We start from the raw sequence: 22,994 nt of genomic DNA, 5'->3' as shown, positions 1-22,994 counted from the left end.
TCCGAAAGTATAAGAGAACGATTAATTAAATCGGAGTCATCCCATACAAACTGGAGAATGAGTATGAAAACACATAATATGATATCACTACAAAATGCAGTCCTGCCTAACTACGATATTAGTGATAGAGAAATTTCATTTGACGTTTATATTAGTGCTGATCAACAAGTATGCATCCTCGGAACGGTGGACAATAACTACATATGTTGGTGTTCAATTACGACAATAGATGATATTGAAGAGAATGCTGCAATTTTTAATTATGTCTCTAATCAGCCTTTCAGCACCGTATCGAGCATGTACAAAGTACTGGGTGCAAACTATAAAGAAGTGTCCCAGTGGCACAGACTGCATATCGAAAAACGTCAGTACAACAATCAGAACTATTATTATTCACCTGCTACGCCAATTTACTTTCAAGACAGCAAATCGTTCGCACTTGAGATTAAACGATTTTACACACAAGAAAAATTGAAATGTGACTATCGATTACTCGAACACACCTATGTCATTCTTTTGGAAACGTACAAAGGATTACTGCATACTGACAATCCGGACCCTCAATATTATTATGAAATGAAACCGGTAATTCGAATTTTGGAAGATGAAAGTTACATCAAATTATGTACCGATTCGGAAGTCAGAAAGCTCTACGCTGACTGTATGGACGGTGCTCGAATTCTTTACAATCTATATATGAATGACGCCCATTAATCATTTAATGATTGGACTTTCAAAAACTCCATTAATAATTAATAGGCGTTAGACTATTACACGGTTAATTACAGCACTCATAAGCAGTTTCTCACCAATCACGAAAATTGTGTTCATAGGTACTATTTGTATGAATCCCCCCGTTTTTCACTCATTAAATCACTAACCGTACCTAAATGAATTCCTTTCTTTTTTATTCCTTCAATTATTGCAGCTAGCCCCTCGGAAGTTGGTTTTGTGGGATGCATAAGTACCATGGAGCCATTTTCAATATCTGATAAAACTCGAGAGACCATCTCAGACGTATCTGGTTTTTTCCAGTCGACCGTGTCCGTCGTCCAAAGGATGGTGTTCATCTTCAGTTCATGTGCAACGTCAATAGTCACCTGATTAAAACTCCCGCTTGGCGGTGCAAACCACTTCGGTTTTACGCCCAATGTCGCTTCAATGACCTCATTTGTTTTCTCTAATTCAATCCATGTTTCTTCACGGGAACGATTAGCGAGATCAGGATGACTATAAGCGTGATTACCGATCTCATGTCCCTCAAGACTAATCATTGTTAAAATGTCGGGGTTCTGTTTCACCCAACTGCCATCAAAGAAAAAAGTAGCCTTTACATTAGACTCTTTAAACGTTTTTAACATATTTGGAATATGCTCCTCGCCCCATGCAACATTGATTAATAACGCGACTAGCGGCTTTTCAGGATTGCCTTTGTAAATAGGTGAAGGGGGAAGATCCTCTAGATGAACTTTTGGGGAAACCTCTTTAAAGACGAGATGTTCAGTATTGAAATTGTTGTTATCTAACATTTTTTGATAGGACTTCTCGATGTCGACAGTCAAACCGTTGTATCCTGGAATGGCCTTCCACACCCGGTCAATCTTCGCATCGATAGGCTTTATTTCATACTCCTTTGCATAGGATTGGATTGCTTTTGTAGAAACATCAGTTCCAGCGTCTGTCGCCATCATGGTTTCTTTTAAAGCGGGATTTTTTTCATTGCCAACAATTATGATAGCTAAGCAAACTATTATTACAAACACCAATAGAACAAATTGTTTCATAATAACCTCCAGTATAGAAGTTGTAGTCAATCTATTCTGGTATGCCCGTAGTTTGATTATTAATACTGAAACAGAAAGTACAGTCGTATTCCAAGGCTTTTTTGAATAAATGTTCATCGTCTACAATGATGGTTTTGCCTTTTGAGTCATTTTGACGAGTTTTTCTAGATTGTATGGTATACAGAGAATACGAAAAGACCGAATCTGTTCATATTGACAGATTCGGCCTTAACACATTGAATTAAAATGGATCCTTGAAAAACGTTATTGACGATTTTCTTTCGATTCATTTTCTAGACGATTAAATTTTAATTCATGATCCGCGGTCTTATGATTCACGAACTTAAAATCTGCTTCTATTCTTTGGAATCCTTCACGGGTCTCATTAAAACGCTGCGTCATTTCTTCACGCGTGCCCCGCTGTCCACTTTGAATAAGTTGAAGAGCAGTATTCGTTTCTGAACGAAACTCTTTTAGCTCGACTTCCAAACCACCAATACGTTGGTCCAACCCATCAAACTTGTTATCCATTCCATCAAACTTCTTATTCATCCCATCAAACTTGTTATCCATCCCATCGAGACGATGATCCATTCCATCAAGACGGTGATCCAACCCATCAAAGCGTTGATCCATCCTATCTAAACGATGATGTATAGGCTGGAGAGCGTCATCCAAGACGTATTTCAACGTGTTGATTAATTCCTTGTCCATGTTCTTCCTCCTCCCTTTTTGCTGGTTAACTCACTTATTTCCTATAAAATCCATTAGTATTCACCCGAGTGTATCCGATTTGTATTAGAACCAGAATACCACAGTTCGGAAATTTCCTACACCAAATTCAAACGTAAAGTTGCATGGGAATCTCAACGCCTAAAGATGCAACTTCCTTCATTAACAGCTATGATTAAAGTAGTTGAACATGCACCAGTTCGTAAAGGAGTGACACCATATGCAAAGTTACATAGTGATGCAAGGACGTACTTATCACGAAGAGAAAGAATTAGGAATTCTCTGGTCCTTGCAACAAGACAGTGCCGGAAATGTCCAGCATTTCTGGGAACGGATGAAAGAAGTCAATGAGGGTGATCGTATTTTCCATTACGTAAAAGGGGATATTGTCGCAATCAGTATAGCGAAAACCGGATACAGGGAAGAACGAAAGCCAACCCCAATTCATCTACCAGGCAATGAAAACGATAAAGGCTATCTAGTAGAGGCAGATTACTATGAATTTGATAAGCCATTGACAATCATAAATGTTTTCGATGAGATTCTCCCACTTCTGCCTGTAAAGTATTCACCGTTTCAGGAAAACGCCAATGGGAATCAGGGCTATCTATATCCGTGCAACGATGAACTCACCATTAAACTTGTCGAGCTCATAAGCGACTTGAACATTTACGAAATCGATGAAGAGCAATTGGAATTCGTAATGGGAACCGTGCGAAAAACGGAGCACGATTTCCTCACTCCAATCCTCGCTGAAACCGAAGCAGAAGCAAAAACGAAAGTCCGACTTGGCCACCAGCGATTCCGAAACGAACTCATGCCACTTTGGAACGATAAATGCGCACTTTGCGACATCGAGTTGCCCGAACTGCTTCAGGCAAGCTACGCAAAACCATGGAAAGACAGCACCAACAATGAGCGTATTGATCCCAACAACGGAATCTTACTTTGTCGCAACCATAATGCTTTGTATAACAATGGTCTTATTTCATTTGATGGACAAGGGAAGATTCATATATCAGCAAGCATCCCTGAAGAGGATTACAACAAGTATGGTCTTCATGCAAAGTTGCGAGTGAATAGAACCGAGAAGAATAAACCTTATTTGAAGTGGCATAAGAAGCATCTATTTAAGGAATAACCTTTGTTCGAAATAGCTGAAGCATATGAGTAATGAAACAGTGAGATTAATATTCAGAATATAATTGAAACGATTATTCGTCTCTTGTAAAATGGCAGTAACGTTAATCGGCAGGGAGTGAATTCATATGATTCGTTATATGGTATGAACAACATAATTGGGTTCCTTTTAACGAGCAATACAACAAAAAATAAGGAATCCAGGAGGAATCACTATGAATACAGAAAACATTTCAACGTATTTGGATGAAAAGCAAAAGGAACTCTCTTTTTCCGGTGCCTTTTATGGTCGGAAAGGGGATAACATCATCACAGGTAGCCACGGATACTCAAACTGGTCAGACAAAGTAGAGAATCAGCTTAACACACGTTTTTCAATTGCTTCCGGCTGCAAGATCTTCACAGCAACCGCAATTTGCATGCTTGTTGAAGAAGGGAAGGTAACGTTCGACTCGAAACTAATCGATTGCGTCGATCTTGAATCTCCTCATTTCAACAGCGAGATTACGATTCACCAGCTACTGACGCATACATCGGGGATACCTGACTATTTCAATGAAGACGTCATGGAAGATTACGAAGAACTGTGGGAAAGTCGTCCAGCTTATAACGTGCGTTCACCAAAGGACTTCCTGCCGCTTTTTCAACATGAACCAATGCAAGCAGAACCTGGTAGCCCGTTTCAGTACAACAATTCAGGCTACATTTTACTAGGACTCATCATCGAGCACGTAGCTAAGATCAGCTTTACTGAATTTGTAGAAGATCGGATCTTCCTAAAAGCAGACATGCAAGACTCAGGATACTTCGAGATGGATCGATTGCCTGCACGAACAGCGCTTGGTTACATTGAACATGAAGATGGCTCTTGGAAAACTAACATCTACTCACTACCAGCTAAAGGTGGACCAGATGGCGGGGCTTACACAACTGTTTCAGACATGGCTAAGTTCTGGCAAGCACTGAAAACGAACGAGTTGCTGTCAGAAGAAGTGACCGCGAATCTACTGAAACCACGTGAAGTAGTAAATGAAGACAGGCTGATCTATTACGGATATGGCGGCTACATGGCAGTAGACACACTACTTAACGTCGTCAAATATATCCAAATGGGTTACGACCCCGGCGTCAACTTCCGCGCCGTTTATGTACCTAAAGAAGAAGCGATGATTGTCGTGTGCTCCAATAAATCTGAAGGTGCGTTTGAGATGTTGAAGGAGATTGAGGGAGTACTAGAGTTGAAAATATAAAAAGAACGTACTTAGGGCTATTGGGGAAAGTCACATTGACTTTTTCTGGTAGCCTTTTTAAACCGCCATCATACTTTTCAATAATAAATCGTTTATTATCAGACAAGATTTGGAACTGTTTCAAAGTTACCAGGTACACTATAAGGATTTTATTGGTCCCGACTCTTCTGCCACTTTTTCTTCAGCCGGCTATCATAGAACGCCCATCCCACAAAAGCGCTGACAGCCAATAGCACTCCGTAGACGAATGATTCCCAGGTCATGGCCAGCTGGAACGCGTCCTTGATAGAAGTGGCCTGGACAAACACATCGTTAGGATTTGCATGGTTGAAAGTGATCGGCAGTTGTCTCCAATATCGTATTGCTGGTAAGTGTCCGTGTGACATTTTTGATAACCTGGATATTTTGTCCAGCCTGATTTTCGAAGGAAACGGTCAGTTTACAAATCGAGTCTTGGTATTTGCGGTAGGTGACATCTGAATATCGGTCAAAGATCATGGCATCTGTGTCCGTCTTTCCGAACGGCAGAAATTTTCGTATCAAGTTCCAACCAAAACGCCCTAAGAAGAATAAAAAAAACAGAAGTATAACACTTACGATCCCCCAGCCTTTTCCTTCTTTCTCCGGTTTCTTCCGTTTCATCCGTTTGCGTTTCACGTTTCGCTTGTATGATCTATTTTGCTCCAACCGATCCAGTGCTGGAATGGAAAGCACCGTTGCGATCAGGCAACAGAACGCAAAAAAACCCTAGGATGAGAATACCGGCCGAGTAAAAGATACTGTCCATGATAATATCGTGTATCGTCGAAAAATCAGACGGACCTGATGAGTACCCACCTAGTGAATCAACCTTCTCGATCTCCATCATCTGCCTTTTAGAAATCGGTTGAGATTCTGTGATTCTTTACCGTTCGGCAGTATGACCCTCACGTAATATAAGGGTGGCGTGAATAATCCCTTCGCTCCTGTCTTTTCAGTAACCGTCACTGACGTCGGATCTGCTGAGAATAAGTTGAATTCTTCCAGGTAGGACGACGCCAGCCCCCACGTCAGCAAGCTTAACAGTAACGTGACGGCTGCGAGTCCAGCAATTTCTTTTATCCTCTCCATTTGCCACACTCCCGAATGCTGATTACCCTTATCGTAGCGGATTGCTTACCGGATGAACAGGACTCAAATTGTTTGAATGCTTAAAACTGTAACATTCCACCACCACCGCCGTCTAACTTGTCAAAGGAGACTGAACGATGAGAAATATGATCTTTATGGCTGGCATAACCATTGCATTATTGCTAGGTGGATGCGGAACAGAGGGGACTGACCGGGCAACAGACACCAGTTCCGTTAAGCAGGATAGCTGGCGGGTGATCAAAACCGTAGGCGGCCGTGATATTATTGCAGAACTGAAACAGTCTGTCGAAGAGTCGTCTCAGCGCGATTTGATAGCTCAGGAGCAACTGACGAGTACGGATTACACGGAAGGTTATTTCGGGAACCCGTCAAAAGAATTGGAAGAGGACATGGCGGTCCAGGCGATTGAAGGTCCTGTTGCAATTAACGCGGTCGAAGAAGTGTACGGTGCCGATGGAGGACTTGATAAGGAGGGGGTGCTCTTCTTTGAAAATCAGCAGGATGGCGCTGCGCAGTCGGGGATTTGGATTGGGCTGAAAGACCCTGACTCGCGATTGCAACAGGTCCTCGACATCTTGCAGCAGAAGGTCGATGCGGGAGAAATCTTGGCGGAACCGATTTATATTTTCCGCAGTCCGCATACGCAGCATGAACTATATGTTCAGCAAGATAAAGTTGCGAAAGCGGTGGATGAACTATTCGACGGCCGTGGTTCCTATTCAGTTTCCGTAGATACGATTTCAGGAGAAATTTCAATAGGTCACGACTTTTTGAAAACTGAACAGCAGCAGAAACTGGAAAAACAATTCCCTGATTATGCGTTGAATTTTAATCAGGAAGGTAGCATGGTTGCAGAGCCAGGACAGTCTTCGGTTATCAAACCCAAAAAATTCGGAACTGAGACACCTGTGGAAGAAGGCGGATTTGTCTTGGAGACTTCAAACGGCAGTTTTTTGGTCGCAGGAGGAACAGAAGGTGCGGTGAGCTATTCATTCCCCGAAGCCGATCAGCTAACAGTCGGGCAGCGAGTAAAAGTGGAAGCGACCGGCGCACTTGCCGAGTCATATCCTGCGCAAGGTACAGCGAAGTTCGTCGAAATACTTCCTGATTATCGCCCTGCAGGTGCTATGCTTTCGGAATCACAAGTTGTTGAGAAAGCGATTCAGGAGAATGCAAACGATTTTATTGTCATCGAAAAAGTGAGCTATGAACCAGTACGCAGCGTTTGGACGCTAATACTGAACGATGAGAGGGTGTTGGAGATTGAAGACCGGTGAAAGAGGAATAGATAACTGTACCTTCGCACGACACAACTCAGGAAAGGTTCGGAATTTTTTCTGAAATGCATGGTTCAGCACTTTGATTTATAAAGCCTATAAGCTGAAATTACTAAAGAACAAATAGTAATTTCAGCTTTTTTAGTATATAACTATCTCTACACGCATAAATGATAGATAGGATACTACAAAAAAACTCATAAATATTCTGATAGTAAAAAACTATTACTCAATTATAAAAACTTGTGTTAAAATTAATCCTCAGTCAACTTTGATGAAAGATTTGCATATGTTTACTCAGGTAGTAAGGGACGAATGTACGTTTTTATCGGAGGGGTTTGAAAAAAGTTTAAGGGGGATAGCTATGAAGAATCTAATTGCTAAATGGAATCGAATTAGTCTAGTAAAAAGAATTGGTATTGGTATTATTCTTGGTATTATTTTAGCCTTAACAGTTCCTGCTGCAAGTGGGATCACTATTTTTGGTTCATTATTCGTAGGTGCATTAAAAGCAGTTGCGCCAGTTCTAGTCTTATTTTTAGTCATGTACGCACTTGCTGCGCATAAACGCGGAACGAAAACAAATATGAAAACGGTTCTTGCACTTTATGCAATTGGTACACTCCTCGCAGGGTTTGTCGCTGTCGCAGTAAGTTTTATATTCCCAGTTACACTAACATTGACTAAAGGAGCGGAAGGACTTACTCCACCTGAAGGTATTGTCGAGGTTCTTCAAACGTTACTCTTTAATATGATATCCAATCCAGTAGATGCTTTACTGAATGCGAACTATCTAGGTATTTTAATGTGGGCAGTTGTTCTAGGTCTTGCACTAAAAAGTGCGAATCAAAACACGAAAGACATGTTGGGCAGTTTTTCAGATGCAATTACTAAAGTTGTACAATGGGTCATCAATCTAGCACCGATTGGTATTATGGGTCTTGTGTTTGATGCAATTGTAACAACTGGTCTTTCTGCTTTACTCGTATACGGAAAACTCGTTTTAATCTTAGTGGGTTGTATGTTGTTCATTGCACTTGTTGTGAATCCATTGATCGTCTATATCTATATACGCAGAAATCCATATCCATTAGTGTTCAGAGTGTTAAAAGAAAGCGGTCTCACAGCATTCTTTACACGCAGTTCAGCTGCAAACATCCCTGTAAATATGAAATTGTGTGAAGAGCTTGGCTTGGATGAAGATACGTACGCAGTATCCATTCCTTTAGGGGCTACGATTAATATGGCGGGTGCAGCCGTTACAATCGCTGTACTCACACTCGCGGCAGTCAACACACTTGATATTCAAGTGGACTTCATGACAGCTCTTTTGCTTTCTGTCATTGCAGCTGTTTCTGCAGCTGGTGCTTCAGGAGTTGCAGGCGGATCCCTTCTATTGATTCCACTGGCATGTAGTTTGTTCGGAGTACCGAATGAGATTGCGATGCAAGTTGTAGGTGTAGGCTTTATCATCGGGGTTGTTCAAGACTCTTGTGAAACTGCATTGAACTCATCGACTGACGTATTGTTCACGGCTACAGCTGAGTATGCTAAAGAGTATAAGGAAAGTAAAGTAGGTAACGCTGCTGCTTTGAAATCTTAAGGTTCATCGAAATAAAAGAAGCTGCAATTACCGGAGATGATCTGGTGATTGCAGTTTTTTTGCGAATGTTGGTGAGTAAGACCACCATATGAGTTCTCGTTAGACTTTTCTTAAAGAGTAAGGCAGGATATGAAAGTCGAAAATAAGCTGTGACAGACTATCCAATGGGTGACATCACCTGGTTGGATAGTCTTTTTTTATAAAAATGGAAATCCAACATTGAATCTTGATGCGCGTCAAGGTTTTAAATCAGAAACCCTCTTATACTACAGGTAGAAGATCAGTAACCAACACATAGGAGGATGAAAATCATGAGAAAAGGTGTATTTACGTTAGAACCGCTTAGCTGCCCGTCGTGTATTAAGAAGATTGAACGTGCATTAGGAAAAATGGAAGGTATCCAGGAAGTGAACGTCCTATTTAACTCAAGTAAAGTTCGTACTCAGTTTAATGAAGACCAAGTCACTGCGGATGAAATCCAACAAACGATTTCAAAGCTAGGCTATCCAGTGCTCTCACAAAAAGTATCTTGAACGACTACTCAGGAAAGGAGGACCCATCATGAATGCCAAAAGAACGTCTCAAATTACAGCGGTAACAGCGATACTGCTCGTCATAGCAATCGGATTTCATTTTACTGGCTTCACAGACGCGAAACAATGGACGCTCATTATAGCGACGGTCATCGCAGGAACACCTATCGCATGGAAAGCAATTCAAGCACTTCGAATGAAAGCGTTCAGTATTGAACTGCTCGTAACCATCGCAGTCATCGGTGCCTTATTCATCGGAGAATACGTTGAGTCCGCTGCGGTTACATTTCTGTTCTTGTTCGGGGCTTTTCTCGAAGTTCGGACACTCGAAAAAACTCGCTCGTCACTCAAATCACTCATTGACATGGCACCTAGTGACGCAACGGTCATCCGTGAAGGCGAAACCATGACTATTGCAATCGACGACGTCATAGAAGGCGACCGCGTGATCATCCGCTCTGGAGAAAAAGTCGCAACGGACGGCGTAATCGTCACTGGAAACGCTACAGTGAATGAATCAGCAATTACTGGAGAATCTGTGCCAGCGCTAAAAGCGATTGATGACCGGGTATTTAGTGGAAGTATCGTTAATAACGGATTTATTGAGGTAATCGCGGACCGCGTAGGTGACGACACAACTTTCGCACGCATCATTGAACTCGTAGAGGAAGCACAGGAAACGAAATCGCAAACACAAAAGTTCCTCGATCGTTTTGCAACAGTGTACACTCCAGCCATCGTTCTATTATCTATACTCGTTTACATTTTTACTCGAAATATCGAAATGACACTGACATTTCTGGTCGTCGCGTGTCCCGGTGCACTTGTGATCTCTGCTCCTGTATCGATTGTTGCGGGCATTGGAAACGGAGCTCGACATGGTGTGCTCGTCAAAGGTGGCGAAATCATGGAGAATCTAGCAAAAGTCGACACCGTTGTGTTCGACAAAACAGGAACACTCACAAAAGGACGTCCTGAAGTGACAAACATTCACATCGTTTCTGGAGATGAAGACGAATTATTGCGCTTAGTTGCAGAAGCCGAACTTATTTCTGAACACCATTTGGGTCAAACAATCGTCAAAGAAGCACAAAAACGTGGAATTACTTTGGTCAATCAACCCGAGGACGCTGAAATCATTGAAGGCAATGGTGTCCATGTAAATATTGAAGATAAAATCCTAACAGTCGGCAATCGTAAACTGATGGCGGCGAAAGGCATTGTCATAGAAAAATCCATGGAAGCGTATGCCGTCCAACGAGAAAAAGCAGGAAGCACAGCCATCTTTGCGGCAGTTGACGGAGTCGTGCAAGGGATTATCTCCATTGCAGATCAGATTCGTCCAGAAGCAAAGGAAGCGATTCAAGAGTTGAGAGACAATGGTGTCAAACAAGTCATCATGTTAACGGGTGACAATCGTCATACAGCGGAATTGGTTGGCAACCAGCTTGGACTCGATCACATTCACGCAGAGTTACTACCGGAAGACAAAGTAGCGTGGATCAAGCAGTTAAAAGCAGATGGCCACGTCGTCGCTATGGCAGGGGACGGCATAAACGACGCACCGGCAATCGCGACAGCAGACATTGGGCTCGCCATGGGGGAAGGCGGCTCTGACATCTCGATGGAAACGGCCGACGTTGTCCTTATGGCAGACCGACTCGACCAGTTCTCTCATGCGCAAAGACTAGCGAAAGCAACCATCCTAAATATGAAGCAAAACACTTATTTTGCAGTCGGAACGGTGTTCATTCTACTTGCGGGAGTGCTGTTTGGAAAAGTATTTCTTGCTTCAGGCATGCTCATCCACGAAGTGAGTGTATTACTCGTCATCCTCAACGCAGTTCGCTTAATGCGGTATACGAAGAAGGAAAGGAAGCCAAATGTACCGAATAGAGTACTACAACCGGAGTGAAGGGAGAATTCCAATGACTGAACACAATTCCTGCGGACATGAAGCGGCAAGCAACGTAGAGATGCGTCATTCTTGTATCGCGACTGTACCGATCTTCAACCATTTAACTGCAGAGGAAATGAACGAAATTGTAAAAACGACCAACTCCGTCTCGTATGCAAAAGGAGAAACCATATATCACGCAGGTGAACCATCCATCGGACTGCAAATCGTGCACAAAGGCCGGCTCAAAATCTATCGATTATCGGAAACAGGAAAAGAACAATTGGTTCGCATACTCGGTCCAGGAGACTTCACAGGGGAACTGTCGCTATTCAGCGAATCCGTGAACGATGCGTACGCAGAAGCCCTAGAACCTGTAGAAATATGTGCCATGAATCGAGAAACCCTCCAACAGTTTCTATTAAAATATCCAGCCATCTCACTGAAAATGTTAACCGAGTTTACCTCACGACTGTTAAAATCCGAACAGCAATCGGCCAGTATCGCAATGGAAACCGTTGAAACACGAATCGCCATGTATCTGGCTGATCAAACTGAAGAGCAAAGCACTCAATTGATCACATTGCCTATGACGCGTAAAGACTTGGCGTCACATTTAGGGACGACACCTGAAACGGTGAGTCGTAAGTTGGCCGAGTTTGAAGACGCGGGATGGATTGAACAGGAGAGGCGGAGGAAGATTCGGGTGTTGGATTTGGATGCTTTGCTGGTGGCTTGAGATTTTCGGGATAGCGAAATGTATACAAGTGTCGGTGAGATTCAAACATAAAAAATTATTGAGTAAGAGCCTAAACTAGCTCCTTCCTATTTAGGAGGGAGCTAGTTGGTTTTCTGATATAGCGGCAAGGTACAGATATGATACAATCAGAGGTAGAACCATCTTTTTTACAGTAACTTAGAAATGAAGTAATCGTACGATGAATTCTACCAACGAACAATTACATACAGAAAAGTGAGGAACAAAATATGTCCGAGTTAAACTCAAGATTATTCAGTGCAGCAGACAATCTGCGCAGCAAAATGGATGCATCCGAATACAAAAACTACTTATTAGGATTGATTTTCTACAAATATCTATCCGACCGGTTGCTTGTAAAAGTTGTAGAGCTGGCGGACGAATACATAGAAGAATTCGACACAGCGGAAAAACAGACAAAATTGTATCGCGAGCTGTTGGCGGATGATGATGTGAAGAGCGACTTGATTGAGACGTTAGTCGACACAGTAGGGTATGACATTCAGCCGGAATACTTGTTCAGTTATTTAACGGAGCAAGCAAAGCAAAACACGTTTCAGTTAAATGAATTAACGAAAGCGTTTACGGATCTATCCACGAGATACTTACAATTTTCTGGGTTGTTCGATGACGTTGATTTGACGTCAAAAAAGCTAGGATCAGATCCCCAGCAACGAAACATTACGATTTCAGAAGTCATTAAAAAACTCAATCCCATCAATCTATTAGGTCATGGCGGGGACGTGATCGGGGATGCATACGAGTACCTCATCAGCCAATTCGCATCAGAAGCCGGCAAAAAAGCGGGGGAATTCTATACCCCACACGAAGTGTCCGTCATGATGGCGCGTATTGCCGCAATGGGACAAGAAGACAAACAGCTGTTCAGCGTCTATGACCCAACGATGGGATCAGGTTCACTGATGCTAAATATTCGAAATTACATCAATCATCCCGAAAATGTGAAGTATCACGGACAGGAACTGAACACGACCACGTTCAACTTAGCAAAGATGAACCTGATTTTGCACGGAGTTGATAACGAAGATATCCGTCTGAGCAACGGCGATACATTGAACAAAGACTGGCCGACAGATGAGCCGTATACATTCGATTCCGTGTTAATGAACCCGCCGTATTCAGCAAAGTGGTCATCAGATGATACGTTCTTAGACGATTCTCGATTCAATCGGTATGGCCGTCTAGCGCCAAAGTCAAAAGCAGACTTTGCATTTCTGTTGCACGGACTGTATCACTTGAAAGACTCTGGGACGATGGCAATCGTTTTGCCACATGGTGTGTTATTCCGCGGTGCAGCGGAAGGCATCATTCGAAAGAAATTACTCGAAGATGGCAGCATTGACGCAGTCATTGGCATGCCATCGAATCTATTCTTTGGAACATCGATTCCTACGACAGTGATCATCTTGAAGAAAAACCGAATAACACGTGATGTTTTATTCATCGATGCAAGTAGCGAATTTGTAAAAGGTAAGAATCAAAATAAGTTATCACTTGATAACCTTGATAAAATCGTTGAAACGTATGAGAAGCGAGAAAACGTTGAAAAGTATTCGCACGTTGCGAGTTTTGAAGAAATCAAAGAGAATGAATTCAACTTGAACATACCTAGATATGTTGATACGTTTAAAGAAGAAGAACCTATAGATATGGCGGCAGTGGGTGCTTCAATTAAAGACATCCGTAAAGAGAAAGCTGAATTAGAAAATAGTCTGTATGAAATGATTTCTTCATTGGAGTATGGCGAAGAGAATGAAGAGTGGATTAAAGGTGCATTAGAGGTGTTTAATCGTGGGGAATAAGAATGTACCGGAAGTTCGATTTTCGGAGTTTAGTGAAGAGTGGGAAGTCAATAAGCTCGGTGATCTCTTATTAGAATACAATGAAATTGTATTCGGAGATAACTATCCAATTGCGACATCATCAAGAAAAGGTTTATATTTACAGAAAGAATACTTTGACGGTGAACGAAGTGGTATAAACAAGTCATTGAAGTTTAGTCTAGTACCCGAAAATTATATAACTTATCGTCATATGTCAGATGATTCCACTTTTCATTTTAATAAAAATAACATGGGTGAACCTATTTTAGTAAGTAAAGAATACCCTGTGTTCACTACTAATAATAAAGCTAATGATGAATTTATATTAAAAATTCTCAATCATTCGCCTAAGTTTGCAAGTTTTTCACATATGCAAAAGAAGGGTGGAACAAGAGTTCGTTTATACTTCAAAGTTTTAAAAACTTATAGATTATTAATTCCATCTAAAGAAGAACAATCTAAAATCGGTTTTTTATTTGTACAGCTAGATAAGCTCATTTCTAAAAACCAACAAGAACTAGCCATCCTCAAACAAACAAAACAAGGGTTCTTGCAAAAGATGTTTCCGCAGGCAGGCGAGACCGTGCCGGAAGTTCGGTTTTCCGGGTTTTTCGAAGAATGGAAAAAGAATATTGTTAAAAATTTGTGCGCAATTTCTACAGGTAAGAGTAACACACAAGATAAAATTGAAGAAGGGACATATCCCTTCTTTGTCCGCTCAGCTACAATAGAAAAAAGTGATAAATATTTGTACGATGAAGAAGCAGTTTTAACTGTAGGAGATGGAGTAGGTACCGGAAAAGTATTTCATTATATTAATGGAAAATACGATATCCATCAGCGTGTATATAGGATGTATGATTTTAATGAAGAATTATCTGCTAAATTCTTTTATCATTGGTTTGCATCTAATTTTTATAAAAGAGTACAGGCGATGACTGCAAAAACTTCTGTTGATTCTGTTAGGCTTAATATGATTGCAGACATGATAATAATTATGCCTTCTATAGAGGAGCAGAACAAAATTGCTTCTGTCTTAGATAATATAGATAAATATATTTCTTTAAAAGAACAAGAACTCGAAGCCTTGAAACAAACGAAACAAGCATTTTTGCAAAAGATGTTTGTCTGAGTAGCTGGAAAGGAGGAGTACGGATGACAAAACTACAGTATAACGATGAAGATGAAGTGGAACGCCGCCTGATTGAAATTTTAGGTGAAGGTCATAATCAGTGGAATTATCGACCGGATTTGAAGTCGGAAGACGATTTGTGGATGAACTTGAGAAAAATCATTACGCAAAATAATTTATCCGAAATCGGAGAAGTACCGCTTACGGACCATGAATTTGAAACGATTCGGACAGAATTGATGCAGGTGACGAAGACGCCGTTTGAAGCAGCCAAATGGCTGAAAGGTGAAAATGGGATTGCGCGAATTACGATTGAACGAGAAGACGTGTCACTTGGTTCCATGTCACTCGTGTTGTATTCGAATCAGGATATTGGTGGCGGCATCTCAACCTATGAAGTTGTGAATCAAATTGCGAAACAGAAAATAGACGATACGGGACGTGATCGCCGATTCGATGTTACGTTGCTAATTAATGGACTGCCGATTGTGCAGATTGAGTTGAAACAAGTGACTGCGAAAGATGGCGTTTATCAAGCGTTCAATCAAATCAAAAAGTATGCCGAAGAGGGTGTATTCCGTAACAACATCTTTGCAACGCTTCAGTTGTTTGTTATCTCGAATGAACAAACGACACGTTACTTCGCAAATGCAATGCCGAAAAATCTTCATCGGAAATTCGTCTTTAGCTGGCGCACGCCTAATAATGAAAAAGTGGACAACTTGTACGACTTTTGTAAACAAGTACTCAACATTCCAGATGCCCACCGTCTCATTGCGAACTATACGATCGTAAGTGAAGATCAAGACAATAAAGTGTTGATGGTCTTACATCCGTACCAAATCCATGCGATTGAAGCGTTATTTGCCTCTGCCATGAAGCACGAGTCTGGATATGTCTGGCATGCGACAGGTTCAGGAAAGACGCTGACGAGTTTCGTGTCGACGAAATTACTTGCCCGAAAACCGGGTGTCGATCGTACGGTCATGTTGATCGACCGGAAAGACTTGGACAACCAGACGACAAGTGAATTCACGAAGTTTGCGTCCGAATACAATACTGGGATTTCATCCGGTACAGCAAGATCGAATAGCCTCATTGTCGGTACGGGAAGTTCAAGAGAGCTCAGTGAGACATTGCTATCAAGTGCAAACTCCAATTCGGTTATTGTCACGACACGTCAAAAACTGGAATCTGCATTGAAGCATGCGAAGCGAGTGGAAGAAGAGCGAGGAACGAACCGATTTAAAAAGCTAATCGGTGAGCATATCGTTTTCGTTGTGGATGAATGTCACCGTGCGTTAAGTGCTGAAGGCATGAAGTCGATTCAAGAATTTTTCCCGAACTCTACATGGTTCGGTTTCACAGGGACGCCGATATTTGAAGAGAATAAAAAACAAGCACAAGGAAGCCTTGCGCGTACGACTCATGACCAATATGGGGAAGTCCTTCATACGTATACCATTAAAAATGCATTGGAAGACGGTGCGGTATTAGGGTTCCAAGTCGAGCATGAAGATACGATTGACGGAGATTCTCTCTACGAGAATATTTATGACCAGCTACGTCAAAAAGAGAAGTATGCGAATCTGTCGAGTGATGAATTAGCCAAATTCATTGACGAAATGGATCCTATTAAAAAAGAAGAATTTTTGGAGACCACGACGTTTGAGACAGATGATCACATTCAAGAGGTACTTCATAAACTATTGAAGCCGGACAATGCGTATACAAAGTTTGATTTTAAAAATGGGCGTCCGACGAAATCAGCTATTTTGACAACGAGCTCCATCAATATGGCGAAGCGCTATTATCACGCCATTAAAAAGATGACGGCAAATCCAGATTGGATGGATACTGAATTTGCTGCTCACCCATTACGCAAAGGACGGACGATGGATGACCCTGATTTTCCACGAATTGCGATTACGTATTCCCTTTCAGAAAACGAAGAGAATGCCAACGAGTCACAAGAGGAAATGAAAGCAATCATCAACGACTACAATGCCTATTATGGAACTGCCTGGTCGTTGGAAGGCATTGACCGTTACAATGGGGACATTAACAATCGACTCGCACGAAAACGAGCGGAGTTTAAAGAAGTCGGCAAGCAAGTCGATTTAGTTATTGTCGTCGATCGTTTATTGACTGGCTTTGACGCACCGACAGTTCAAACGTTATTTGTCGATCGAAACCTTAGTTATGCGAATCTAATACAAGCTTTTTCTCGAACGAATCGGACGTATCCAGATAAGACCAAAGGATTGATCGTCACGTATCGAAAACCTGCGACTATGCAGAAAAACGTAGAAGAAGCGACGAAGTTATACTCACAAGCACAGGAAGAAACGATGCTTGTCTATCCGTCTTATAAAAAGTCTAAAAAGCGCTTTGACACGGCACATCAAGAATTCAAAACCTGTGTGCCGGATATTGCAAATGTGGACGAACACTCCTCACTGGAACAACGTGTGGAGTTTGTGAAGGCGTTCCAAGAGTTAAACAATGCGTTCGAAGCACTTGTCACGTACGATGACTACAATGATGACATGGAGAAATCAGAAGCATTGCAAGAACAAGTGAAAACGTTAGAAGAGTATGTTGGGGTTTATAATACGGTGAAAGGTTCAATTATAAATGAACCGGCCCCAGCTGATCCAGGAGATCCGATTGAGGACTTCTCGGAAATCGAATTTTATGGTGATAACACAGCGAAGCTCTACGACATCGATTCCGCGTACATTGACCAATTGTTAGAAGCGTATACACCGAATAATAAGGACACGCGCGAAGAAATTGAGCGAGCGTTGCAAAAGATGAACAAACCAGAAGCCGTTAAAAATATCTATTACAATATGCTCAACGAAATCGATACACGATTGGTCGAACCTGACGAAGACATTATGGCCATCAAACGGAAGTACTTCAAAGAGGCTTCAAAAGCAGCAATCGAAAACCTATCCAACACGTGGTTCGTCAATGAGGAGCAGTTGCGCCTATCTGCCATCCAATACGTCCCTGGATCTGATGACATTCCGAATATCAGCGGTATTCTGGATAGTAAACAATTCGACAAGTATAAAGAAGTTCATCCAACAGCGAAGCCATTAAAGTATGGACCGCAGATGAAGCGGGAGTGGTTAAAGATGTTGCAAGATGAGATTGTGCCTTATGGGGATGAGTTAAGGTGAAAGAATTGTTTGGGGATTAAAAGGTTGCTGCATAGACCGAATGATGAGTCTGTGAATCACCGATTTCACTATAGCCGAAAGGAGTTGGTTTTCGATTATGCAGATTAAAAAAACTCATATTCAAAACTTTACCGTGTTTGAGGACATGCAAATTGAGTTTTCTAAGGGCATCAATGTCTTGATTGGCACGAATGGAACAGGGAAAACACATTTGTTGAAGTCTTTGTATGCCGTTTGTGAACGAGTGAATCGCAAGGAGAGCAACGATATTTCACGTCCTTACTTTTCTGTAAATCCTATGGAGCTAGTCCGGGATAATAAAGATTTGACGAAAACAACTCAAGTGAAGGTTGATTTTGCTAAAGAGAGTTCTTCATCGTACCAGATTATAAAACATGAAGGCGGTAAATTGGCTGCTGACGGTGCAAGGTATACAAATATCGACTTTGCATTGAAGCCCGTTTTTATACCTGCAAAAGAAATGTTATCCCATTCTAAAGGATTTTTAGCGTTAAATAATAAGTATGACATCCCATTTGACAAAACATATGTCGATATACTAACCAACGCTGAATTACCAGAAGCCAGAGAAATTTCTTCATTAGATGAAAATTTACTCACTACAATCTCTAAAGTAATTGATGGGAAAGTACTACATGAAAATGGAGCTTTTTATGTTTTAAAGACAGATGGAGATAAAATTGAATTTCCCGTTGAAGCAGAAGGACTCAGGAAATTTGGTTTGCTATGGAAGTTAATCCGAAATGGATTGATTGAAACTAATACAATTCTTTTCTGGGATGAACCAGAAGCAAATATCAATCCTGAATTGATGCCCATCCTCGTAGACATTCTTTTGGAACTCCAACGAAAAGGTGTCCAAATATTTTTAGCAACACATAGTTATAACTTGGCAAAATACTTTGAAGTCAAGCAGACGGAACAGGATGCCGTGTTGTATCATTATTTGTACAAAACTAAAAACGGTGTAAAGTCGGAGAGCAACCAATACTTTGGCGAATTAGGTAACAACCCGATTATTGAAGCGGATGCTAAACTATTAGATGATGTGATTGAAGAGCAATTCAATGAGTAATCCTTCATCTAAAATTTTGGTTGAAGAAAATGGTATTTACCAATTTGACTTTTCTACTGCAGAGTATGTTATTGAATTGCACGACTCAATCAAACAATTACCATTGAGCGATGTAGATTTTATAGCGAAACTGGGACGAGAAATTCTATTTATCGAGTACAAAAATGCAAACATAGCTGACGCGGTAAAACCAGAGGCAATGCTTACGAAAATTAAGAGTGGCGATTTTTATCAGAAAGTCGCCAGAAAATATTACGATAGTTTGCTTCTATTTTGGGCAGAACAAGGACAAGAGCGAGATCTTCCCATTCGGTATATTTTGCTGATTGAAGCACCATTGATTGACAAGCGACTCCGTCGACAGCTTAAACTAAAAATCGGAAAACAGCTGCCGTTTCAATTGAAGAATAATAATCCCTCAGTTGATTTAATTACGTCTTTTGAAGTGGTTGACTTGAATGAGTGGAGAGAAATGGTGCCGGTTGTTTCTGTTCGGATGGTTGAGGAGCAGAGTGAAAGATAGGTAGACTGTTAAAAATAATGAGAAGACCCAATCTGTAGGTGATTGTACAGAGCGGGGCTTTTTTGTGTGGATAGATCAATATATAATAGTGTCGAATTGGGAAGTATTGTGTTGTTTTTAGGTAAATGGTATGATGTTTGAGTAAGTAGGGTACCTATATGAGGAAATATTATATTGGTTCTAACAATCGTATTTATTAAAATATTCATGTTAGTGTCGTGCACAAGCACTTCAAAATAAATATAGTAATGGCCCAAGCCTATTTACATCAGTAAGAATTGAAATAGTACATCCGAAGAAAAGAATGAGGAAACTTAACATTGTTCTACTGTATTGTATTTGGAGAATCGGAATTGCTTATTTTGAATTGATAGTATTGGATATATCTGACTATTCAGGAGAATATCAGAACATGCTCCTTGATTTTTGGATTAAATTGAATAGGATAGAGCAAGTACCATGGACAGAGTAATCATTGAGATTTAACAACAGATTAGTAAGGATACTTGTGTGAGAAACTATCAAATACGTGTGCAGATGATTCTAAATTATCACTTTGACTGGAGAGGAAGATTTTAATGTCAATAGGAAAAAGCATCAACCTTTTTTTAATAGATGGCCAGTCAAATGGAAGAATTAAGTGTACTTTAGCAAATTGGACAGGTGTCGCATATAAGATTCCGAGAACGGAAATAGAAAAATCTCGTGATCGTGAAGATCTTTCACAAACAGGAGTCTATTTTTTATTCGGTGAATCTGAAGAAAATGGTGAAAATGTTGTTTATGTTGGCCAAGCAGGATTACGCAAAAACGGAGAAGGGGTATTGAATCGATTACTTGAACATAAGAAAAACCCTGAAAAGGACTATTGGACTGAGGCTGTCGTGTTCACTACGTCCAACAATTCATTTGGCCCTACTGAAATCAGTTATCTGGAAAGCCGTTTTTGCAACATCGCCAAAACTGTAAAAAGATATGAAGTGAAAAATGGGAATGATCCAATGATCGGCAATATCACTGAAGAGAAAAAAAGCGAAATGGAAGAATTTATTGAGTATGCCAAAATTGTAATGGGGACGCTGGGTCACAAAGTGTTTGAGAGATTAACCGATAAAGGAGAAACTGAAGAAATTGAAATTGAGCGAGAAAACAAAAACCTATTTTATTTAAAGAGAAAGAGTCGGAAAAGCGGGAGAACGATTCAAGCAACTTGTGAACAGACTAGAGAAGGGTTTGTTATCTTAAAAGGAAGTATGATAGAGACCATTGACTCTGACAGTATACCTACTGGAGTCAAGCAAAAGAGAGAACAATCCCACATAAGTGAAGACGGCGTACTTCAAGAAAACGTTCTCATGAAAAGTCCATCATATGCTGCTGCTTTTATCATTGGAGGACATGCCAACGGACTGACGGAGCTTAAAAATCAGAACGGGATAAAACTCGAAAACCTAGAATAATCCATAAGTCTTTTTAGATACATGCGTGAAAAACTATCATGTTAGTTCAAACTATCATGTTAGTTCAAACAATCATGACATTTCAAACATTCGTGTTAGTTTCATGCACAGGTACGTCGAAATTTATGCAGAAGTTCTCTCCTGAGGATGGAACCAATGAGATGGGTGCCTTAACAACTCGTCGTAACGTTATTGTAATGGCTGATGAAGCGCACCGTACACAGTATAGGTTCAGTGCCCAAGTTCAACAAGCTGAAAAATTGTTGCCTGTGCACGACACAACTTTGGGACGATTCAGAATAGTATTCGAGTTGTGCGGTGCACAGGCAGCGCTCTCTATATTGGTTGAGTTATAAAAGAGAACAACTGAATTGATTGATTTCAATAAGATGTTGATAAATTAGCCAGTGCTTTTTAGGTTTAAATATGGAAATCGAAAATAGACAGATGAGGTGACCGACATGACTGTACCCGGCTATCAAGACTTCATGTATCCATTTCTTGAAATATTGAGCGACGGTGAAGAACATACATTGCAAGAGATGTATGTTAAATTAGCAGATCACTTTTCATTAGATGATCAGGCAAGAGAGCTGATGCTGCCAAGCGGCAATCAGCTAGTTTTACACAACCGTATTGGGTGGGCACGCACATATCTAAAAAAGGGAGAATTGATTAGGACTGTCAGAAGAGCGACTTTTGTAATCACTGACAAAGGAAAAATAGTGCTGGCTGATCCTGCAATAGATAGAATCGACAATAATTTTTTAATGAAATACGAGACATTTCGCGCGTTTAAAAATCCTGCAGACTCACCTAAAGATGTGAAGCCACCTAACAATATTGAAGAAAAAACGCCAAGAGAGCTTCTCGAAGATAATTACAAGTTATTAAAGGAAGAAACACAAGATGATTTGTTGGCCAAAGTATTTGAGTGCTCCCCGGAGTTTTTCGAACGATTAGTAGTGAAACTGTTTGTTGCGATGGGATATGGCGGCTCGGTGGAAGATGCAGGCAAAGCGATGGGCAAGTCGGGTGACGAAGGCATTGATGGCATTATTAAAGAAGATCCACTGGGGCTAGATATGATATACGTGCAAGCGAAACGTTGGAAGAATACAGTACACAGACCGGAAATTCAGAAATTTGTGGGCAGTCTTGAGGGCTTCCGTGCTAAGAAAGGAATTTTCATTACTACCTCTTCGTTTTCAACAGGTGCTGAAGAGTATATTCGCTATATCGATAAAAAGATTATCTTAATTGATGGCAGCCGGCTGGCAGAGTTGATGTTTACATATGATGTCGGTGTTTCGCATGAACAAACATATATTACGAAGCAGATTGATTTGGACTTTTTTGATCAGTGAGGTATCTGCTTGCGTAAAGGACTTGCCTGATAAAAACTGGCGCAGTAAGTGCTTGTGTAAGAAACAATCATGAAAGTTTAATAATAACGTACCTGGACCGTATACAATTCGGAATAGTGTCTGAATTGTATGCGGTCCAGGTACCGACTAACTATAGAAAACAACGACATGAAACTTTCGATAGTGTTTGAAGAGGCGTTCACTGCAGATAGACTGAACTCTAGCTATTTAAATAAATTTTGGGCTATTGAGTGATTGTTAAACGATTCAAAGATCG

19 protein-coding genes and 1 pseudogene are annotated in these 22,994 nt (G+C 40.9%); 16 read left to right on the top strand and 4 right to left on the bottom strand.

Annotated elements, in window-relative coordinates; translation table 11 throughout:
- Positions 1–63: 63 nt before the first annotated feature.
- Positions 64–714, top strand: coding sequence for a hypothetical protein (locus RL70_RS08240; protein ID WP_052245861.1), 651 nt, complete (start codon positions 64–66; stop codon positions 712–714).
- A gap of 122 nt (positions 715–836) precedes the next feature.
- Here RL70_RS08240 and RL70_RS08235 read toward each other — a convergent pair whose 3' ends face one another.
- Positions 837–1,787: a polysaccharide deacetylase family protein gene (locus tag RL70_RS08235; protein WP_082003369.1), complete on the bottom strand. Its 951-nt coding sequence runs from the start codon at positions 1,785–1,787 to the stop codon at positions 837–839.
- 261 nt (positions 1,788–2,048) lie between these two features.
- Positions 2,049–2,498: a hypothetical protein gene (locus RL70_RS17280; RefSeq protein ID WP_052245860.1), complete on the bottom strand. Its 450-nt coding sequence runs from the start codon at positions 2,496–2,498 to the stop codon at positions 2,049–2,051.
- A 238-nt stretch (positions 2,499–2,736) separates the two neighbouring features.
- Between RL70_RS17280 and RL70_RS08225 the strand changes: the two genes are divergently transcribed.
- On the top strand, positions 2,737–3,657 hold the full coding sequence (locus tag RL70_RS08225; protein WP_039042939.1) for an HNH endonuclease: 921 nt from the start codon (positions 2,737–2,739) through the stop codon (positions 3,655–3,657).
- A gap of 214 nt (positions 3,658–3,871) precedes the next feature.
- Positions 3,872–4,906, top strand: a complete 1,035-nt coding sequence (locus RL70_RS08220) for a serine hydrolase (protein WP_039042938.1) — start codon at positions 3,872–3,874, stop codon at positions 4,904–4,906.
- 312 nt (positions 4,907–5,218) lie between these two features.
- On the opposite strand, the gene RL70_RS08215 is transcribed toward RL70_RS08220, so the two are convergent.
- Together RL70_RS08215 and RL70_RS08205 are read right to left on the bottom strand one after the other, a co-directional pair.
- Positions 5,219–5,548 carry a hypothetical protein gene (locus RL70_RS08215; RefSeq protein WP_156137952.1) on the bottom strand — a complete coding sequence of 110 codons (330 nt, stop codon included), beginning with the start codon at positions 5,546–5,548 and terminating at the stop codon, positions 5,219–5,221.
- A gap of 222 nt (positions 5,549–5,770) precedes the next feature.
- Positions 5,771–6,016 (bottom strand): hypothetical protein, encoded by a 246-nt coding sequence (locus tag RL70_RS08205; protein ID WP_039042935.1) that lies wholly within the window; start codon positions 6,014–6,016, stop codon positions 5,771–5,773.
- Between the two features lie 137 nt (positions 6,017–6,153).
- On the opposite strand from RL70_RS08205, the gene RL70_RS08200 reads away from it, so the two are divergent.
- From RL70_RS08200 to RL70_RS08140, 13 genes and pseudogenes are all read left to right on the top strand, one after another.
- The gene (locus RL70_RS08200) at positions 6,154–7,314 is read left to right on the top strand and encodes a DUF3221 domain-containing protein (RefSeq protein WP_039042934.1); all 1,161 of its coding nucleotides are present in this window, start codon (positions 6,154–6,156) and stop codon (positions 7,312–7,314) included.
- 364 nt (positions 7,315–7,678) lie between these two features.
- Positions 7,679–8,917 carry a serine/threonine transporter SstT gene (gene sstT / locus RL70_RS08195; protein ID WP_039042933.1) on the top strand — a complete coding sequence of 413 codons (1,239 nt, stop codon included), beginning with the start codon at positions 7,679–7,681 and terminating at the stop codon, positions 8,915–8,917.
- Positions 8,918–9,228: 311 nt separating this feature from the next.
- The gene (locus RL70_RS08190) at positions 9,229–9,450 is read left to right on the top strand and encodes a heavy-metal-associated domain-containing protein (protein WP_039042932.1); all 222 of its coding nucleotides are present in this window, start codon (positions 9,229–9,231) and stop codon (positions 9,448–9,450) included.
- Positions 9,451–9,478: 28 nt separating this feature from the next.
- Positions 9,479–11,365 carry a cation-translocating P-type ATPase gene (locus RL70_RS08185; RefSeq protein WP_039042931.1) on the top strand — a complete coding sequence of 629 codons (1,887 nt, stop codon included), beginning with the start codon at positions 9,479–9,481 and terminating at the stop codon, positions 11,363–11,365.
- A 13-nt stretch (positions 11,366–11,378) separates the two neighbouring features.
- Positions 11,379–12,086 (top strand): Crp/Fnr family transcriptional regulator, encoded by a 708-nt coding sequence (locus tag RL70_RS08180; RefSeq protein WP_039042930.1) that lies wholly within the window; start codon positions 11,379–11,381, stop codon positions 12,084–12,086.
- 248 nt (positions 12,087–12,334) lie between these two features.
- Positions 12,335–13,927 (top strand): type I restriction-modification system subunit M, encoded by a 1,593-nt coding sequence (locus RL70_RS08175; RefSeq protein ID WP_039042929.1) that lies wholly within the window; start codon positions 12,335–12,337, stop codon positions 13,925–13,927.
- The gene (locus RL70_RS08170) at positions 13,917–15,080 is read left to right on the top strand and encodes a restriction endonuclease subunit S (protein ID WP_039042928.1); all 1,164 of its coding nucleotides are present in this window, start codon (positions 13,917–13,919) and stop codon (positions 15,078–15,080) included. Before RL70_RS08175 ends, RL70_RS08170 begins: the two co-directional genes overlap by 11 nt.
- A 23-nt stretch (positions 15,081–15,103) precedes the next feature.
- Positions 15,104–18,271: a type I restriction endonuclease subunit R gene (locus tag RL70_RS08165; RefSeq protein ID WP_039042927.1), complete on the top strand. Its 3,168-nt coding sequence runs from the start codon at positions 15,104–15,106 to the stop codon at positions 18,269–18,271.
- A 97-nt stretch (positions 18,272–18,368) separates the two neighbouring features.
- Complete coding sequence (locus RL70_RS08160) at positions 18,369–19,367, top strand: ATP/GTP-binding protein (RefSeq protein WP_039042926.1); 999 nt, start codon at positions 18,369–18,371, stop codon at positions 19,365–19,367.
- Complete coding sequence (locus RL70_RS08155; protein WP_039042925.1) at positions 19,360–19,890, top strand: hypothetical protein; 531 nt, start codon at positions 19,360–19,362, stop codon at positions 19,888–19,890. Before RL70_RS08160 ends, RL70_RS08155 begins: the two co-directional genes overlap by 8 nt.
- Before the next feature lie 578 nt (positions 19,891–20,468).
- Entirely contained in the window at positions 20,469–21,350 is an 882-nt protein-coding gene (locus RL70_RS08150) for a GIY-YIG nuclease family protein (RefSeq protein WP_039042924.1), read from the top strand.
- A gap of 125 nt (positions 21,351–21,475) precedes the next feature.
- A pseudogene (locus RL70_RS18390) lies at positions 21,476–21,592 on the top strand (hypothetical protein); the annotation flags it as partial.
- A gap of 219 nt (positions 21,593–21,811) precedes the next feature.
- Positions 21,812–22,717, top strand: coding sequence for a restriction endonuclease (locus RL70_RS08140; protein WP_039042922.1), 906 nt, complete (start codon positions 21,812–21,814; stop codon positions 22,715–22,717).
- Positions 22,718–22,994: the final 277 nt, after the last annotated feature.

Source organism: Sporosarcina sp. ZBG7A, from assembly GCF_000813425.1.
In the GTDB taxonomy this organism is placed as follows: Bacteria; Bacillota; Bacilli; order Bacillales_A; family Planococcaceae; genus Sporosarcina.
Note: the sequence above shows the minus strand (reverse complement) of the source record. Positions and strands in the feature narration are given on the sequence as shown.

Bases quoted from the DNA above. Each gene is read 5' to 3' on its own strand.
- RL70_RS08185 (WP_039042931.1), top strand. From the start codon at position 9,479: ATGAATGCCAAAAGAACGTCTCAAATTACAGCGGTAACAGCGATACTG.
- RL70_RS08200 (WP_039042934.1), top strand. From the start codon at position 6,154: ATGAGAAATATGATCTTTATGGCTGGCATAACCATTGCATTATTGCTA.
- RL70_RS08165 (WP_039042927.1), top strand. From the start codon at position 15,104: ATGACAAAACTACAGTATAACGATGAAGATGAAGTGGAACGCCGCCTG.
- RL70_RS08180 (WP_039042930.1), top strand. From the start codon at position 11,379: ATGACTGAACACAATTCCTGCGGACATGAAGCGGCAAGCAACGTAGAG.
- RL70_RS08190 (WP_039042932.1), top strand. From the start codon at position 9,229: ATGAGAAAAGGTGTATTTACGTTAGAACCGCTTAGCTGCCCGTCGTGT.
- RL70_RS08140 (WP_039042922.1), top strand. From the start codon at position 21,812: ATGACTGTACCCGGCTATCAAGACTTCATGTATCCATTTCTTGAAATA.
- RL70_RS08175 (WP_039042929.1), top strand. From the start codon at position 12,335: ATGTCCGAGTTAAACTCAAGATTATTCAGTGCAGCAGACAATCTGCGC.
- RL70_RS08220 (WP_039042938.1), top strand. From the start codon at position 3,872: ATGAATACAGAAAACATTTCAACGTATTTGGATGAAAAGCAAAAGGAA.
- RL70_RS08225 (WP_039042939.1), top strand. From the start codon at position 2,737: ATGCAAAGTTACATAGTGATGCAAGGACGTACTTATCACGAAGAGAAA.
- RL70_RS08160 (WP_039042926.1), top strand. From the start codon at position 18,369: ATGCAGATTAAAAAAACTCATATTCAAAACTTTACCGTGTTTGAGGAC.
- RL70_RS08215 (WP_156137952.1), bottom strand. From the start codon at position 5,548: ATGAAACGGAAGAAACCGGAGAAAGAAGGAAAAGGCTGGGGGATCGTA.
- RL70_RS17280 (WP_052245860.1), bottom strand. From the start codon at position 2,498: ATGGACAAGGAATTAATCAACACGTTGAAATACGTCTTGGATGACGCT.
- sstT (WP_039042933.1), top strand. From the start codon at position 7,679: ATGAAGAATCTAATTGCTAAATGGAATCGAATTAGTCTAGTAAAAAGA.
- RL70_RS08240 (WP_052245861.1), top strand. From the start codon at position 64: ATGAAAACACATAATATGATATCACTACAAAATGCAGTCCTGCCTAAC.
- RL70_RS08150 (WP_039042924.1), top strand. From the start codon at position 20,469: ATGTCAATAGGAAAAAGCATCAACCTTTTTTTAATAGATGGCCAGTCA.
- RL70_RS08155 (WP_039042925.1), top strand. From the start codon at position 19,360: ATGAGTAATCCTTCATCTAAAATTTTGGTTGAAGAAAATGGTATTTAC.
- RL70_RS08205 (WP_039042935.1), bottom strand. From the start codon at position 6,016: ATGGAGAGGATAAAAGAAATTGCTGGACTCGCAGCCGTCACGTTACTG.